At 66.6% G+C, this 15,059-nt stretch carries 16 protein-coding genes and 2 tRNA genes; 8 read left to right on the plus strand and 10 right to left on the minus strand.

The genetic code is table 11. The features are described 5' to 3' along the window. The first annotated feature begins 44 nt into the window (after positions 1 to 44). The 3 genes from recJ to PRN20_RS11365 all read left to right on the plus strand — a co-directional run bounded on the left by recJ (position 45) and on the right by PRN20_RS11365 (position 3,638). Positions 45 to 1,841, plus strand: coding sequence for a single-stranded-DNA-specific exonuclease RecJ (gene recJ / locus PRN20_RS11355; RefSeq protein ID WP_273957464.1), 1,797 nt, complete (start codon positions 45 to 47; stop codon positions 1,839 to 1,841). A 209-nt stretch (positions 1,842 to 2,050) separates the two neighbouring features. Beyond that, positions 2,051 to 3,229 (plus strand): SAM-dependent methyltransferase, encoded by a 1,179-nt coding sequence (locus PRN20_RS11360; protein WP_273957465.1) that lies wholly within the window; start codon positions 2,051 to 2,053, stop codon positions 3,227 to 3,229. 154 nt (positions 3,230 to 3,383) lie between these two features. After that, complete coding sequence (locus PRN20_RS11365; RefSeq protein WP_273957466.1) at positions 3,384 to 3,638, plus strand: hypothetical protein; 255 nt, start codon at positions 3,384 to 3,386, stop codon at positions 3,636 to 3,638. 184 nt (positions 3,639 to 3,822) lie between these two features. Here the strand turns inward: PRN20_RS11365 and PRN20_RS11370 are convergent, their stop codons facing one another. Beyond that, a complete protein-coding gene (locus tag PRN20_RS11370) occupies positions 3,823 to 4,194 on the minus strand; it encodes a hypothetical protein (RefSeq protein ID WP_273957467.1) in 372 nt (123 codons plus the stop codon). 138 nt (positions 4,195 to 4,332) lie between these two features. On the opposite strand from PRN20_RS11370, the gene PRN20_RS11375 reads away from it, so the two are divergent. From PRN20_RS11375 to PRN20_RS11390, 4 genes are read left to right on the plus strand one after another with little or no spacing between them, the layout of a single operon-like run. Continuing rightward, positions 4,333 to 5,286: an ABC transporter substrate-binding protein gene (locus tag PRN20_RS11375; protein ID WP_273957468.1), complete on the plus strand. Its 954-nt coding sequence runs from the start codon at positions 4,333 to 4,335 to the stop codon at positions 5,284 to 5,286. 1 nt (position 5,287) lies between these two features. After that, a complete protein-coding gene (locus PRN20_RS11380) occupies positions 5,288 to 6,319 on the plus strand; it encodes a FecCD family ABC transporter permease (protein ID WP_273957469.1) in 1,032 nt (343 codons plus the stop codon). Next, positions 6,316 to 7,374, plus strand: coding sequence for a FecCD family ABC transporter permease (locus PRN20_RS11385; RefSeq protein WP_273957470.1), 1,059 nt, complete (start codon positions 6,316 to 6,318; stop codon positions 7,372 to 7,374). Before PRN20_RS11380 ends, PRN20_RS11385 begins: the two co-directional genes overlap by 4 nt. A 14-nt stretch (positions 7,375 to 7,388) precedes the next feature. Then, complete coding sequence (locus PRN20_RS11390; RefSeq protein ID WP_273957471.1) at positions 7,389 to 8,213, plus strand: ABC transporter ATP-binding protein; 825 nt, start codon at positions 7,389 to 7,391, stop codon at positions 8,211 to 8,213. Between the two features lie 198 nt (positions 8,214 to 8,411). On the opposite strand, the gene PRN20_RS11395 is transcribed toward PRN20_RS11390, so the two are convergent. The 5 genes from PRN20_RS11395 to PRN20_RS11415 form a co-directional block, all read right to left on the minus strand. Beyond that, positions 8,412 to 9,203, minus strand: coding sequence for an alpha/beta fold hydrolase (locus tag PRN20_RS11395; protein WP_273957472.1), 792 nt, complete (start codon positions 9,201 to 9,203; stop codon positions 8,412 to 8,414). After that, a complete protein-coding gene (locus PRN20_RS11400; protein ID WP_273957473.1) occupies positions 9,200 to 9,658 on the minus strand; it encodes an SRPBCC family protein in 459 nt (152 codons plus the stop codon). Before PRN20_RS11400 ends, PRN20_RS11395 begins: the two co-directional genes overlap by 4 nt. 10 nt (positions 9,659 to 9,668) lie before the next feature. Further along, positions 9,669 to 10,256, minus strand: a complete 588-nt coding sequence (locus tag PRN20_RS11405) for a dihydrofolate reductase family protein (protein WP_273957474.1) — start codon at positions 10,254 to 10,256, stop codon at positions 9,669 to 9,671. A gap of 92 nt (positions 10,257 to 10,348) precedes the next feature. After that, positions 10,349 to 10,702, minus strand: a complete 354-nt coding sequence (locus tag PRN20_RS11410) for an ArsR/SmtB family transcription factor (protein WP_273957475.1) — start codon at positions 10,700 to 10,702, stop codon at positions 10,349 to 10,351. 59 nt (positions 10,703 to 10,761) lie between these two features. Next, the gene (locus PRN20_RS11415; protein ID WP_273957476.1) at positions 10,762 to 11,592 is read right to left on the minus strand and encodes a transglutaminase-like domain-containing protein; all 831 of its coding nucleotides are present in this window, start codon (positions 11,590 to 11,592) and stop codon (positions 10,762 to 10,764) included. A 108-nt stretch (positions 11,593 to 11,700) separates the two neighbouring features. On the opposite strand from PRN20_RS11415, the gene PRN20_RS11420 reads away from it, so the two are divergent. Further along, positions 11,701 to 12,678 (plus strand): transglutaminase family protein, encoded by a 978-nt coding sequence (locus PRN20_RS11420; protein WP_273957477.1) that lies wholly within the window; start codon positions 11,701 to 11,703, stop codon positions 12,676 to 12,678. A 294-nt stretch (positions 12,679 to 12,972) separates the two neighbouring features. Here the strand turns inward: PRN20_RS11420 and PRN20_RS11425 are convergent, their stop codons facing one another. The 4 genes from PRN20_RS11425 to PRN20_RS11440 all read right to left on the minus strand — a co-directional run bounded on the left by PRN20_RS11425 (position 12,973) and on the right by PRN20_RS11440 (position 15,012). Then, positions 12,973 to 14,121, minus strand: a complete 1,149-nt coding sequence (locus PRN20_RS11425) for a hypothetical protein (protein WP_273957479.1) — start codon at positions 14,119 to 14,121, stop codon at positions 12,973 to 12,975. A gap of 149 nt (positions 14,122 to 14,270) precedes the next feature. Further along, positions 14,271 to 14,345 (minus strand) — tRNA-Glu (locus PRN20_RS11430). A 60-nt stretch (positions 14,346 to 14,405) separates the two neighbouring features. Then, positions 14,406 to 14,480 (minus strand) — tRNA-Glu (locus PRN20_RS11435). A 70-nt stretch (positions 14,481 to 14,550) separates the two neighbouring features. Beyond that, entirely contained in the window at positions 14,551 to 15,012 is a 462-nt protein-coding gene (locus tag PRN20_RS11440) for a YcbK family protein (RefSeq protein WP_273957480.1), read from the minus strand. Positions 15,013 to 15,059: the final 47 nt, after the last annotated feature.

Consider the following 15,059-nt stretch of genomic DNA (forward strand, 5'->3'; position numbering starts at 1 on the left):
TCCGGCTCTCGACTAGGCGCGCCGATGGGCTTACCTCGCGGGGTATGGAAGAGCCGCGGGCCAATTTCCTCGACGTTTCGAAATCCGTGCTTGGCCGCGCCTGGACCGACCGGCTGGACCAGCACGGCATTCGCACTGCGACCGCCATCGGGCAGCGCACCGATCTCTCCGACATTCTCGCGCGCATCGTCGCCGGCCGTGGTGTCGATGTGGACGCGGCCGAGCGCTACCTGCAGCCGACCGTGCGCGAACTGATGCCGGATCCGTCGACGCTGGCGGGCATGGATGATCTGGCCGAGCGGCTGGTGAGGGCCATCACCGATGTCGAGCCGGTCGCGCTGTTCGGCGACTACGACGTCGACGGGGCCTGTTCCACCGCGCTGATGGCGCGCTACCTCCGTCATTTCGGGCTCAAGCCCCAAGTCCATATTCCCGACCGCATCTTCGAGGGTTACGGGCCGAACACCACGGCGATCGACAAGCTGGTGGATGGCGGAGCGAAGCTGCTCATCACGCTCGACTGCGGCACGACCAGCGACGGGCCGATCGCCCATGCCCGCGGGCGCGGCCTCGACGTGCTGGTGATCGACCATCACCTCTCCGACGCCGAGTTGCCGCCCGCGACGGCGCTGGTGAACCCCAACCGGCCCGACGATATCTCGGGGCTGGGCTATCTCTGTGCCGCCGGCGTGACCTTCATGGTGCTGGTCGCGGCCAACCGCCTGCTGCGCCAGCGTGGCGAGACGGGCCTGCCGGACCTGATGTCGATGATCGACCTCGTGGCGCTGGCGACGGTCTGCGATGTCGTGCCGCTCAAGGGGCTCAACCGGGCCTTCGTCGCCCGGGGGCTCGAGGTTGCCCGCACCGGATCGAACCGCGGCATCGGCGCTCTGTCGCTTGCCGCGCGCATCTCCGGCCCGCTCAACCCGTATCACCTCGGTTACCTGATCGGGCCGCGCATCAATGCCGGCGGGCGCATCGGCGATGCCGCGCTGGGCACGCGCCTGCTGACGCTCGATGACGAGCAGGAGGCGATGGTGATCGCGGCCCGGCTCAACGAGCTCAATACCGAGCGGCAGCGCATCGAGACGGAAGCGCTCGAGGAGGCCGTGCGCGCCGCCGAGGCGGAAATCGGCGGCGGCGAAGGGCCGCCCGTGCTGCTCCTCGCTTCGGCGAACTGGCACCCCGGCATCGTCGGCCTCATCGCGGCGCGACTGCGCGAGCGCTTCGAGCGCCCCGCCTTCGCCATTGCCCTGGGGCCGGACGGAACGGGTACCGGCTCCGGTCGCTCCATGCCGGGCGTCGACCTCGGGAGCGCCGTGATCGAAGCCGTGGAGCTGGGCCTGGCCGCCAAGGGCGGCGGGCACGCCATGGCTGCCGGCGTAACGCTGGTGCCGGGCCAGCTCGGGCCGTTCCGCGCGCATGTGACGGATCGGCTGGCGCGCAGCGTCGGCGCAGCGCGGGCGATCTCGGCGCTGGCCATCGATGCCGCAATGACGGCGCGTGCGGCAACGCCGCAGTTTGTCCGCGAGATCGAGCGGGCAGGGCCCTTCGGTTCGGGCAGCCCGCAGCCGATCTTCGCCTTCCCGGCGCACAAGGCGAAGTTCGCCGAAGTGGTCGGTGGCGCCGGGCACGTGAAGTTCACTCTGACGTCGGACGATGGCGCACGGATAAAGGCCATCGCCTTTCGCGCCGCGGCCACGGCGCTGGGGGATGCGCTCCTCACCGGAGGCAACGACAAGCCACTCCATCTGGCCGGCACGCTGTCCCTCGATCACTGGCAGGGACGCGAAGAGGTTCAGTTCCGGCTGACGGATGCGGCGGAGCCCAACGGCCTCTGACCGTCCAATTGGTTGAATCTACTGGCTTGCATATCCACTTGTGGTGACTAAAGTGCTGCATCTTCTCGCGCTGCAGCACGGTGAGGGCCGGCACCGCAGCGCTTGTTTGCTGGCATGCTTGCTGGGTCTGAGTGGTCGGATTTTGTAGCGTCATGGACAAGCTTGCGGTTGAAACCAGGGCGGCGTCGCCCACGCTTTGGACACACGTGTTGTCGGGCGTTGCAGCATGGATCGGCAAGCGCCTGGTGGGGCGGCCCAAGCATGGCGCCGTGACCATCACCTTTCCCAACGGCAAGACCCGCACCTTCGGCACCCCCGGCACCGGCGAGCATCCGCGGCTCGCGCTCCGCAATTTCAAGGTCGTGCAGAAGACGCTGCAACGCGGCACGGTGGGCTTCGCCCAGGCCTATATCGACGGCGATGTCGAGATCGACGACCTGACGCCGCTGTTCCGCTATTTCCTGCAGAACCGCGACGTGCTCGATGGCGCCGAGAACTCCTGGTACGGGCGCGCCGCGCACGATCTCGCCTATCACCTGAGCCGGTCCAACTCGCGGGAAGGCTCCAGGAAAAACATCTCCGAGCACTACGACCTCGGCAATGACTTCTATGCCGAGTGGCTCGACCCCTCGATGACCTACTCGTCGGCCTACTTCACCTCCGAGGACCAGTCGCTCACCGACGCCCAGCACGCCAAGTACCGCAAGGTGGCCGAGATGGCCGGCGTGCAGCCGGGGCATCGCGTGCTCGAGATCGGCTGCGGCTGGGGCGGCTTCGCCGAGACGGCGGCGAGGGATTTCGGGGCCGAGGTGCATGGCATCACGCTCTCGTCCGAGCAGTTGAGGTTCGCCAACGAGCGCATGGAACGGCAGGGCCTCGACAAGCTCGCCCGGATGCACTTCGAGGACTATCGCGACACCAAGGGCGAGTTCGATCACGTCGCCTCGATCGAGATGATCGAGGCCGTGGGCGAGGAGCATTGGCCGAGCTACTTCAAGACGGTGCACGACCGGCTGACGCCGGGTGGCACGGCCGCCATCCAGGCGATCACCATCGGCGAGAAGGACTTCGTCGACTACCGGGCGCGGCCGGACTTCATCCAGCGCTTCATCTTCCCGGGCGGCATGTTGCTGACCAAGACGGCAATGAAGGAGCAGGGCGACAAGGTCGGGCTCGTGCTGGAGAACGTCGAGACGTTCCGCCTCAGCTACGCCAAGACCCTGCGGCTCTGGCGGGAGCGCTTCCTCGATCGCTGGTCCGAGATCAAGAAGCTCGGCTACACCGAAGAATTCCGGCGCAAGTGGGTGTATTATCTCAGCTATTGCGAGGCTGGCTTCGCCGAGGGATCGATCGACGTCGGCATCTACCAGTACCGCCGCCCGGTGTGAGCCGGGCGCGCCGTTTCGTGAGCGTTATGTCCAGTGCCATACCGCACGTTCGCCGCTCGATTTGATTTGCGCGAAGTGCAAGAACTGCTCTCGGGGACCGTCGAGTTGGCGGATTCGGCGATGCGTCCCGGGGGCTCGCACATAGGAGACGCCGTTGGCAAAGGCGCTCTATCTCGTCATTCGCAGTCGCGACAACTGGTGGGTCGATTTCGAGGGCAAGGCCCACGGACCCTTCAACTCGCGGGAGAACGCAGCGCTGGAAGCGCGCTCGCTCGCCCGGTTCCAGACCCATTCCGGCCGCGAGGCCGAGGTACTGGTGCCGGACGAGCACGGCAAGTTCTGGGTCGTCTGGTCCAGCCTGCACGATCGCGGCAGCGCCAGCTTCGAACCATACCGCGTCGCCAGCTAGCCGGTCTGCTGGGGGAGGGTGATCCGGCGATCACCGATCGACCCCACCCCCAGGCCTCCCCGCAAGGGGGAGGGGAGCAGAAGTGCGTTGATCGACTGGACGAGCCCCATCGCCTCCCTCCCCCTTGAGGGGAGGGACCGAGGGAGGGGGTGGTGCGGCGATCGCCGATGGACCCCACGAGCAGCTAGCGGATCATCCGCCGCGGTATCTTGCGGACATAGATATCCTCGCGCCCGTCCTCGTGGGCCCGGGTCAGCCGATGCACGCCGTCGAGGATGAGCCAGCGGCCGCGGAAGCGCGTGATCTCGATGGGAAAGGCCAGGCTGGCCGCCCGCACGCGCCGGTATTCCTTGCTGTAGCGATAGGGCGAACGCAGCACCTGGCGAGGCGTCAGCACGTACTTGCTGTCGTCGAGCGGCCATAGCGGCACGTCGAGGTGCCAGAGCAGCCGTTCGATCGGGAAGGGCATGGAGGGCAGGTCCAGCGCCCAGAGCGCCTCGACGTTCCAATCGAAGGCGTACCAGTACTCCTTGATGGCCGGCGGCAGCTCGATCACGCGGGTGCCCGTCTCACCATGCAGTGCAGGAACATAGCACCGATTGGTGACACGCGGGTGACTCTGGAAACATGACTTGACTAATCAATATTGCGCGCGGATACGTGACCAGAACAGTCAACATTCTGGGTCATTGCCATGTCTGTCAAAGCCGTTGCCGCCGCGATCGTCGCGGCACTCGCACTTTCGTTGCCGGGCGTCGCCCTGGCCCAGGCCTGGAGCTACACGGACGGCTCGGGCAAGACCGTAAGTCTCGACCATGTCCCGACCCGCATCGTCGCCCACGCCAATGCGGCCGCGGGCCTGATCGCACTCGGCATCCGCCCCGTCGGCATCTACGTCGACAGCCCGGTTGCCGACGACAAGTCGCTCGAAGGACTCGACCTCACCGGCATCGAGATCGTCGGAGAGGCCTGGGGCGAGATCAATGTCGAAAAGACCGCCGCGCTGAAGCCCGACCTGATCGTCGCCGAATGGTGGCCGCTCGACAATGCGTGGAGTGGTCTCAACGACAAGCTAGAGCAGGTCTCGAAGATCGCACCCGTCACCGGGCCGGCGCAGGGTGCTTCGATCGTCACGCTGATCGAGGACTACGAGAAGCTGGCCGCGAGCCTAGGCGCCGACCTTTCGGCTCCCGAAGTGGCGGCCGACAAGAAGGCCTTCGAGGACGCGCGCGAGAAGTTCAAGGCCGCGCTGGCGGCCAAGCCCAATCTCAACGTGCTCGCCGTCTGGGCCGGTACGGACGCGCTCTATGTTGCCGCCACGGCCGGCGCTGCCGAACTCTCCGACTTCGCCTCCTGGGGCATGAAGCTGGTCGACCCGGCGGTCGCCGATGACCGCGGCTACTGGGAGACGCTGAGCTGGGAGCAGGCAGACAAGTACCAGCCCGACCTCGTCATCGTCGACAACCGCTCGGCGACCACCATCGAGACCGCCAAGGACCAGCCGATGTGGACGGCGATCCGTGCCGCCGCTGCCGGGCAGGTGACCGATTGGCCGGCGTTCTGGCTGCGCAACTACAAGGCCTATGCCGGCGCTCTCGACAAGCTGACCACCGCCATCGCGGCGGCCGACGAAAACCTCGGCGACTGACGTGGCGGAGGCCGCCGCATCGGCAAAGGGACTTGCGCCGTCGGCCCGTGCCGGCGGCCTCGTCGTCCTTGCCGGGCTGCTGGTGGCGGTCCTCGTCCTCTCCATTGCCGTCGGCGCGCGGGCCATCCCGCTCAGCGACATCTGGAGCGCGCTGGTGGCGTTCGACCCCAGCCAGACCAATCACCGCATCATCCTCGACCTGCGCCTGCCGCGAACGCTGGTGGGGCTCCTCGTCGGAGCGGCGCTGGGCCTGTCCGGCGCGATCCTCCAGGGCGCGACGCGCAACCCGCTCGCCGACCCCGGCATTCTCGGCATCAATGCCGGCGCGACGCTCTGTGTCGTGCTGGGCATCTCGGTGTTCGGGATCACGCAGCTGTCCGGCTACGTCTGGCTCGCCTTCCTCGGTGCAGGTGGCGCGACGGTTGCCGTCTACCTCATCGCCTCGCTTGGCCGGGAAGGGGCGACGCCGGTGAAGCTCGCGCTGGCCGGTGCCGCGGTGACCGCGGTGCTGACCTCGGTGACGAGCGCCATCCTCATCACCAGCGTCGAGACGCTCGACCAGATCCGCTTCTGGCAGGTCGGGGCGCTGACCGGGCGCACCAATGAAATCCTGCTACAGGTCACCCCATTCATTCTCGCCGGCATCGTGCTGGCGCTCGCGACCTCCCGCATCCTCGACGGGCTGGCGCTCGGCGACGACGTAGCGCGCGGGCTGGGCATGAAGGTGCAGCGCTCGCGCGCACTGGTCGGGCTCGCGGCGGTGATCCTCGCCGGCGCGGCAACGGCGGCGGCGGGGCCGATCGCCTTTGTCGGGCTGACGGTGCCGCACGTGGCGCGGGCTTTCACCGGTCCGAACTATCGCTGGCTGCTGCCCTATTCGATGCTGCTCGCCCCGGTGATGCTGCTGGGCGCCGATATCGTCGGCCGCGTGATCGTGCCGCCGGGCGAACTGCAGGTCGGTATTGTCACGGCAGCGCTGGGCGCGCCGTTCTTCATCGCGCTGGTGCGGCGCAGGAAGCTGGCCGAGCTATGAGCACCACAGGCTTCGCACCGGTCGGAACCGTGGTGGCGGTACGCCGTCGCCTGCAGCGCCGCTACGCCCTCGTGATGGCGCTGCTCGCGGTCCTGACGCTCGCCGCCATCGGCCTCGCACTGGCGGTGGGCGACTATCCGTTGCCGCTCGCGGAAGTGGTGCGCTCGCTGCTCTCGCCCTTCACCGGCAACGTCGAGCCGGCGGGCGACTTCATCGTCCTGGGCGTGCGGTTGCCGCGTGCCGTGGCCGGCCTGCTCGCGGGCGGCGCCTTCGGCCTCTCGGGCGTCCTCTTCCAGAGCGTGCTCCGCAACCCGCTGGCGAGCCCGGACATCGTTGGCATCACCATGGGCGCAAGCGCGACGGCAGTTGCCGCGATCATCGTGTTCGACTGGTCGGGCACGGCGGTTTCGCTGAGCGCCTGCGTCGGCGCGGTCGTGATCGCCCTCCTGATCTACGGCCTCTCCTGGCGCAACGGCGTGACGCCCTATCGGCTGGTGCTGATCGGCATCGGCATGTCGGCCATCGCGGGGGCGGTGGTCTCGTACCTGTTCACCCGGGCGCGTATCTTCGACGTGCAGGAGGCGCTGGCCTGGCTGACGGGCAGCCTCAACGGCGCGAGCTTCGAGCACCTGGCTCCGCTGGCGCTGGCCTTGCTGGTGCTGACGCCGGTCGCCGCCGTGCTGTGGCGTTCGCTCAATGCGCTGCAGCTGGGCGACGACACCGCCAAGGCGCTGGGCACGCGGGTCGAGCTGTCGCGCCTCGGCCTGATCATCGTGGCGGTGCTGCTGGCGGCCGCTGCGACTGCGGCGGTCGGGCCGGTGGCGTTCGTCGCCTTCGTGTCCGGGCCGATCGCCCGACGCCTGCTGGGGCCGGCCGGCAACGCGCTGCTGCCGTCTGCGCTGGTCGGCGGTCTCGTCACCATCGGTTCCGATTTCGTCGCCCAGCACATGCTCGGCCGCAACCAGCTGCCCGTCGGCGTCGTCACCGGCGCGTTCGGCGCCGTGTTCCTGATCTACCTGCTCGCTGCCGCCCACCGTTCGGGCCGCGGCGGGTAACCCGGAGGCTTCCGATGTCCGCCAACCACCAGCTCTCCGCCGCCGATCTGACGCTCGGCTATGCCGACCGCACCATCGTCGAGAAGCTGAGCATCGCGATCCCGCCGGCCCGGTTCACGGTGATCGTCGGGGCGAATGCCTGCGGGAAGTCGACGCTGCTGCGCGGGCTGGCACGCCTGCTGACGCCCAGAGCGGGCACGGTCTATCTCGACGGCCGCGCCATCCACCAGATGCCAACCAAGGAGGTCGCGACGCTGCTGGGCGTGCTGCCGCAGACCCCGGTCGCGCCCGACGGCATCACCGTCGCCGACCTCGTCGGCCGTGGGCGCTACCCGCACCAGGGCTGGTTCCGGCAGTGGGTCGCCGCGGACGACGCGGCCGTCGCCAATGCGCTGCAGGCAACCGATACGCTCGATCTCGCCGGCAGGGCCGTGGACGAGCTCTCGGGCGGCCAGCGGCAGCGCGTCTGGATCGCCATGGCGCTGGCGCAGGAAACCGAACTCCTGCTGCTCGACGAGCCCACGACCTTCCTCGACATCAACCACCAGGTCGAGGTGCTGGACCTGCTGACCGACCTCGTCCACGAGCGTGGCCGCACCGTGGTCGCCGTGCTGCACGACCTCAACCTCGCCTGCCGCTACGCCGACCACATCGTCGCCATGCGCGACGGCAAGGTCGCTGCCTCGGGCACGCCGCCGGAGGTGGTGACCCCGGAACTGGTGAAGTCGGTCTTCGGGATGGACGCCGAGGTCGTTTCCGACCCGGTGTCGCATACCCCGATGATCGTGCCGGTCGGACGGCACAAGGTGAAGGCGAAGCTCAAGGCGGCGGCGGAGTAGGGCGGGGCTGGAGCCGAAGCAGACTCCCCCCTTCCGGCCTCCCCCACAAGGGGGGAGGTGAAGAGTCGAGCCTCTATCTCCGATCGTGCCCGACGCACCGGTGGGGCACCTCCCCCCTTGTGGGGGAGGATGGGAGGGGGCCGTCTCTATCGGGTGATCACCCCCGCAAAAACCCCAATTCTCCCAGTGGGACTGTCGTCAGTTCTGGCGGTCTTCGTGCCGGGCGAGGAACTCGCGCACCGCGTCCCAGAACAGCGGCCGGTTGACGGCGTCGTGGTCGGCATTGGCGATGACCGAGAGTTCGCCAGCCCTGAGGTGGCGATAGAGCCGGCTCGCCTCCTCGGCACCGCCCAGCGGATCGCGGTCGCCCATGATCGCCAGCGTCGGGGCCGAGATCGAGGCCAGCTGCTTGTCGCTGTAGCTCGGCAGCGTGTGCCAGAGCTCGGAGATCTGCACGAGGAACGAGCGCCAGTAATCGGGCCCGTAGTGATGCATGTGCGTCACCTTGATCTGATCGAAATACGGGCCGAACTCGGCCGCCATCCGGTCGAGGTCGACCTGTCCGGCGGCCGGAAAGCCCCAGCCGCGCAGGCCCTCGAGATAGGCCTCGCTCGGTCGGCTGACCGTGCCCCCGAGCACCAGCGCTCCGGCCTTGCCGGGGTGCCGGAGCCCGAACTCGAGCGCCGTCTGCCCGCCATCGCTGTAGCCGACGATCAGCGGCTTCTTCAGCCCGAGCGCCGCGATGAAGCCGGCGACGTCGTCGGCGAACTGCGCGTAGCTCAGCTTTTGCGAGGGGTTGCTGGTCTTGCCGTGTCCGCGCGTGTCGGGAGCGAGGACGCGGTAGCGGTCGGCCATGCGCGGCATCGCCTCGCCCCAGGAACTGGCCGTTGCCATGCCGCCATGCAGCAGGATCAGTGGCTGCCCCCGGCCTTCCTCGAGGTAGTGAACCTCGAGGTCGCCGACCGTCACGGTGTTCGAGCGTGCGCTCATGGCTGTGCGTCGAGCCACTTGCCCATCACGTCGATGAGGTAGTTCGTGCCCGCTTCGCGCTGCTTGTAGTCGTCGAGCCCGTCGAGGAACGCGCCGTCTTCCTTGACCACCATGCGGGTGCCGCCATCCTTGGGGAACAGCTCGATGGTCGCCAGCGAGACCGACATGCGCTTGCCGTCCACGCTCATCTCGTAGGTGTAGACGATGCGGTTGTCGGGCACGATGTCGCGATAGGTGACGTCGAACGTGTAGAACTTGCCCTCCATTTCGCTCTCGTTGTACTCGCGGCCGCCGACGCGGAAATTCATCTCGTCCGTGGGCTTGTCGGGGCTGGGCGAGCCGAACCACTGGCGCTTGAACTCGGGATTGGCCCAGGCCTGGAAGACCTTGCCGGGCGCGTGCTTGTAGGTGCGTTCGACGGCAAAGCTGCCATGGGCAATGGAACGTTCAGTCATTGTCTCTACCTCAGTTGCTTACGTTGAAATCCAGGTGCGTCACATCGGGCGATCCGGCGCTGACGCGGGTACGCACTAATTCGATCTGGGCGTCGCCGATCCGGTCGAAGAGGCGCACGCCGCCCGCCAGCAGGACGCTCACGATCTGGATGTGCAGCGCGTCGGCGAGGCCTGCGCGCAATATCTGCTGGGCGGTCGAAGCGCCCATGACGATCACATCCTTGTCGCCTGCCGCGGCCCGGGCCTCTCGCACCGCGGCTTCGACGCCTTCGGTCACGAAGCGGAAGCTCGCGCTCTTCATCGGCTGCTCGGCGCGCGGGTGGTGGGTGAGGACGAAGCTCGGCACGGGGAAGGGCGTGTCGCCCCAGTGCTGCAGGCCGACATCGTAGGTGCGGCGGCCGACAATGGTGGCGCCCACGAGGCCGAAGGTCGTCTCGACCTCCGCAGCGTCTGCCGGCTCGGGAGCGCCGCCCTGTCGGGGGAACATCCACTCGTGCAGCCTCTCGCCGCCGACGCCCATGGCGTGACGCACCGAGACGTCGGGGCCGGCGACATAGCCGTCGAGCGACATCGAGAAACTCAGCACCACTCTTGCCATCCGATGCTCCCTGGGGTGAGACGCAGGCAAACCCCGCCCGCTGCCGGAAGCGGCGCTCCCGGCCCAAAGTCCAAATTCTCGCTACGTGGCCGCTACTTGTCGGCCTTGTCACTGCTGCCGGGCAAGGCGTCGAGGAACGCCCCGAGCCGGTCCAGCCGGCGCTCCCAGCCGATGCGGCGGTCGTTGATCCACTTCTCGGCCATGCTCAGCGCTCCCGTGTCGATGGTGCAGGTGCGGACGCGCCCCACCTTCTCCGTCGTCACCAGCCCGCTCTGTTCCAGCACCTGCAGGTGCTGGACCACGGCGGGCAGGCTCATCTGGAACGGCTCGGCCAGTTCGCTGACCGAAGCCGGTCCCCGGCTCAGCCTCTCCACCATCCGGCGCCGCGTGGGGTCGGCGAGTGCCTGGAACATGAGGTCGAGTGGTTCAGGTTGTTGCTTAAGCATGATCTTAAGTATCGTGCTGCCGCCGCCCTGTCAATAGATAAGTTTCTGCTTAAGTGTTGTCAGTGCGTCGAGATGCTGACGGCGTCGACTGTCCATTCCTGCTGGCTGTCCGGGCCGAGGCGCTCCACCGTCACCACCTTGGGCGGGCCACTCAGCTGCCCGAAATAGGTGGCGAAGGCAGTGTCCGCCGCATCGCGCCCGACTGCGATCTTGACGATGCCGTCGATGGGGCAGAGCCGGGTGGCATCGAAGAGATACCAGCGCCCGCCCAGGTACGCCTCGAACACCGCGTGGAAATCCTGCGGCACGAGCTCGAGGGCATAGGCGGAGACAAACCGGGCAGGGATGCCCAGTGCCCGGGCGAAGGTCACGCCCAGATGCGCGAAATCGCGGCAGACGCCGGCCCGCAGCGTGAAGGTGTCGTGAGCCGAGGTGCTCGTGTCGCTCGAGCCCTCGAGATAGTCGACGTTCTCGTAGATCCAGTTGCAGATCGCCTGCACCTTCTCGTGGCCGGTGGCGATCGAGCCGAACTGGCGCCAGGCGAAGCGCGCCAGCTGGTCGGACGGGCAGTAGCGGCTGGGATAGAGGTGGGGAAGCACGTCGAAGGGCAGGGCGGCGACCGGCATCTCGGCAATCTTGCCCGGGTCCTCGATCCTGAGCGGCTGGGTGTCGACTTCGGCCCTGTATTCGATGTCGTGCGTACCGGGGGCGAGCACCATCCGGCGGTAGCGGTTGCCGGTCTCGGGCATCTCGTGCGCTTCGCCTTCGGGCCCGGTGAAGCGCTCGCCGATGAGGCGCTGCCCGCTGCTCGTTTGCGCCGCGATGTTGAGGATCAGCGTTGTCTCGCTGGCCACTTCGTATTGCAGCTTGCAGCCGACGGCGAACTTCATCGTTGTACCTCCGTTCTGCCTGCAATTCGCAAGGCTGCCGGTGGTTCCGGGAACCCATGCGCCGCGTCGCGGATTTCGTTGGCACTCCCAACGCAAGCGGATGCTCCCATGACGATCCTCAAGGTGCGGCACGTCACCACGTACAGCTACGCCAGGCCGGTGCGTTTCGGTGAGCATCGCATCATGTTCCGCCCGCGCGACTCGCACGACCAGCACCTGCTGAGCGCCGACATTTCGATTTCGCCGGCGGCGGCAACGCACTGGATCCACGACGTGTTCGGCAATTGCATCACCATCGCCGAGTTCACCGAGCCGTCCGACCAGTTGCGCTTCGAGAGCAACATCGTCCTCGACCATACGCCCGAGATGGTCCCGCGGTTCCGCACCGATGAGCGGGCCAAGCACTGGCCCTTCGAGTACGACCCGGATGCGCTGCCCGATATCGAGCCCTACCTGAGGCCGCACCATCCCGCCCCCGAGGTCGAGGCCTTCGCGCGAAAGTTCACGCGATCGGGTCTGGAGACCGAAACCGGGCACCTGCTCATGACCATGACGCGGGGGATCCGCGAGTGCCTTCGCTACAACCGGCGGACGGACCCGGGCACGCAGTCGCCCATCGAGACCCTGACGACACGCACCGGCACCTGCCGCGACTATGCGCTGCTGATGATCGAAGCCTGCCGGGCCCTCGGCCTCGCCGCGCGATTCGTCTCCGGCTACATCTACGTGCCGTCCCGGGACACGGGTACGACCCTGCGCGGCGGCGGCGCGACGCACGCCTGGGTGCAGGTCTATATTCCGGGCGCCGGCTGGGTGGAGTTCGATCCGACCAACGGCCTTGTCGGCAGCAAGGACCTCATCCGCGTCGCCGTTGCGCGCGAGCCGCGGCAGGCCAAGCCGCTGAGCGGCAGCTTCATCGGCGACCGGGCCGACTACCGCAGCATGACCGTGCAGGTGAACGTCACGGCCGAAGCCGGACACCGGGCACCCGCAGCGGTCGCAGCAGCAGGGCGCCGGCTGCGCGAGGCGACAGCCACGCAGATCGAGAACTCCCGCACCGTCACCGGCCAGGTCATGGATCGATAGGAAGGGGAGATTGGCGCGCCCAAGGGGAATCGCATGATCCTGCTGTTGCCTGCGGCAAGTGATAAAGTGCATCTACGTCGTCGCTATTTGCTGACGGGTGCGACTTTGGGAACACGCCCTTCGGTCCAACCAGAAACTAGAAGTTATGCATGTAGTGAAGGTCGCACTGCTGTCGCAGATAAACTGAGATCGCGTTGCAGTGGCCGCACGCTTGCGTCCAGCCGGCTGCTGCGAAAGATGGCGGGCCACAAAACCTCGATATGGCGTCCCATGGAGTCCCTGGTGCGGCTGGGCTCATGAACGATTGCCGGCGCCCTGGCGAGCTTCATCCCTGTTGTCGCTGAGGTCAGGACGCGTGCGGACTATGGTCATCGACGACACCCTAACAAGGAAGGAGGTCCGCAAGGACCGGAAGAAACCGCGCAAATCCAGCGCCGCGCGAATGTGTTGAGGCGGTGGCGCGCTGACCGTTGGTGCCGCCTCTGGCTCAGCCAAAGGCTGAGGCCGTTCAAAATAGCCTAGCCGTTCCATCTCCTTAATATCCCTCAAGTCGTCGGCGTAAAGCGCGCGCGAGAGTTTGCGCGCTTCTGGCGATTCGATGCTTTGAGCGATCTCCAACTCGTGCAGTCGGGCCCAGTTTGTCATCGGCACCGGCAGCATGTGAAGGATCTGGACCGAGAGCCATGCGGCATCGATTGCAGCGGCCACTCCAACGATGCCCTTCGTGATTAGGGGGTCGATAGTCGGATTGCTCCAAACGAAGACGTAAATCGTTATTCGAGCCCAAACGATGAGCACCAGGATTGAAGCGCCAAAGGCGTACCAAAAATACCCCGATGCCCTAACGAACAGGCCAAACCAGCTGGACCATATTAGCTCTGGCTGAAGTCGAGTGTAGTACGGTGATGGCGGTTCTGCAGGAAAGTACGCGGAGTGGAGAAACGGATGCAGTTCGGGAGGGTAATATGCCCTCGCTAGGCCGCTTATTGCCATCCCGAGTTGGTAAACGTTCAGGGCGCGCGGAAGAAGTGATACCCCGATCATAGCAATGATAAGGACCGACACCTCCCGAAGCCCGGGCGTTTTGGCTAGGGAAACACCCTCAATGCTGACGGTTAGCTCGATTGAGAAGCTTGCCAACAAGAGGTAGGCCGTTAGCAGGAGGCTCACCAAAGACCACCGCCTTGATGTCTGCAGGATTTCGCTACGCTGTGCTGCTAGCTTTTCCAGGAGTGCGATGCCGTCGAGCTCGGGGTCAATCTCCTTCAGTCGCCTTATGTCTTCGCTGATCAGCGATCCGGGAACCCGAAACACTGTCGGAAAGTTGTCAGCGTTCCGACGGCGATACCGGCTACGGTAAGCAGCGCGCGCAACTGCTCGCCGAATGGGAAACAGTAGGCCTTGAGTATTCGGTTTCGATCCCATCGCCGAAAAATCTCGCATGCCGGAGCGCCTTGCAAGAGGCGCCGACGCCTGTCCACATGTGCAGAGGTGAAGGCGACCGGCGGGACGGGCAGCGTTGCCACGCGAGCTAGGCAGATGGCCACGACGAGACGCTACGCTCCACCAAAACCGGATTTCCAAGGAGAGATTGGCGCGCCCAAGGGGAATCGAACCCCTGTTCCCGCCGTGAGAGGGCGGTGTCCTGACCGCTAGACGATGGGCGCGGCTGAACTCTTATCGGCGATCGTCGCCGTACCGTCAACCACCTGCCCATGAGGGGGAAGTGGCGCGCCCTAGGGGAGTCGAACCCCTCTCTGCACCGTGAAAGGGTGCCGTCCTAACCGATAGACGAAGGGCGCCGCGGTGTGGGGGTCGTATAGGGAGGTTCATCGGGGCTGGCAAGAGGTAATTCCTGCCTTTTCGTCGCGTTCAACAACCGGAGAAGGTGACCGGCTTCCTGTACCCGCGCGGGCGGTCGCGAACGTCGACATGGATGAAGCTGCGCCCGGAGTAGCAGCCGAGGCCTCCCACCAGCGGGTTGTCCATGGCGTAGGCGATGAGGCTCGACTTGCTGACGCCGGGGATGAAGAAATCCACCGCTTCGCAGTTCATGTGATGGCTGCTTTCGGTGCCGCCGCCGATGATGTTGCGGATCGGATCGCGGTAGCCTGAGCTGACCACGATCTTGCGCCCGAACCGGCGCTCGAAGGAATCGATGACACGCTGCAGCTTGGGCGAGATGCAGGAATTGTCCACGTCCCAGGAGGCGAGGTACATGCCGCTGCGCTGCACGTAGCCGTTGTAGGAAGCGGGGCCGCTGCCTCCGCCACCCAGGAAGAAACAGCCGGAGAGGAGCGTTGCGCAGCACAGCGCAGCGATCAGTCGTAGCATCGTCGATTTCCCCGACAGCCGGCCCTCGGGCGGCATGAAGCCGGCCT

Source organism: Devosia sp. ZB163, assembly GCF_028613635.1.
Classification (GTDB): Bacteria; Pseudomonadota; Alphaproteobacteria; order Rhizobiales; family Devosiaceae; genus Devosia_A.

What these genes read in the sequence shown, in the direction of transcription:
- PRN20_RS11415 (WP_273957476.1), bottom strand. Translation starts at nt 11,592, where the DNA reads ATGAAGTTCGCCGTCGGCTGCAAGCTGCAATACGAAGTGGCCAGCGAG.
- PRN20_RS11440 (WP_273957480.1), bottom strand. Translation starts at nt 15,012, where the DNA reads ATGCTACGACTGATCGCTGCGCTGTGCTGCGCAACGCTCCTCTCCGGC.
- PRN20_RS11395 (WP_273957472.1), bottom strand. Translation starts at nt 9,203, where the DNA reads ATGAGCGCACGCTCGAACACCGTGACGGTCGGCGACCTCGAGGTTCAC.
- PRN20_RS11400 (WP_273957473.1), bottom strand. Translation starts at nt 9,658, where the DNA reads ATGACTGAACGTTCCATTGCCCATGGCAGCTTTGCCGTCGAACGCACC.
- PRN20_RS11375 (WP_273957468.1), top strand. Translation starts at nt 4,333, where the DNA reads ATGTCTGTCAAAGCCGTTGCCGCCGCGATCGTCGCGGCACTCGCACTT.
- PRN20_RS11420 (WP_273957477.1), top strand. Translation starts at nt 11,701, where the DNA reads ATGACGATCCTCAAGGTGCGGCACGTCACCACGTACAGCTACGCCAGG.
- PRN20_RS11425 (WP_273957479.1), bottom strand. Translation starts at nt 14,121, where the DNA reads ATGCGAGATTTTTCGGCGATGGGATCGAAACCGAATACTCAAGGCCTA.
- PRN20_RS11390 (WP_273957471.1), top strand. Translation starts at nt 7,389, where the DNA reads ATGTCCGCCAACCACCAGCTCTCCGCCGCCGATCTGACGCTCGGCTAT.
- recJ (WP_273957464.1), top strand. Translation starts at nt 45, where the DNA reads ATGGAAGAGCCGCGGGCCAATTTCCTCGACGTTTCGAAATCCGTGCTT.
- PRN20_RS11385 (WP_273957470.1), top strand. Translation starts at nt 6,316, where the DNA reads ATGAGCACCACAGGCTTCGCACCGGTCGGAACCGTGGTGGCGGTACGC.
- PRN20_RS11410 (WP_273957475.1), bottom strand. Translation starts at nt 10,702, where the DNA reads ATGCTTAAGCAACAACCTGAACCACTCGACCTCATGTTCCAGGCACTC.
- PRN20_RS11405 (WP_273957474.1), bottom strand. Translation starts at nt 10,256, where the DNA reads ATGGCAAGAGTGGTGCTGAGTTTCTCGATGTCGCTCGACGGCTATGTC.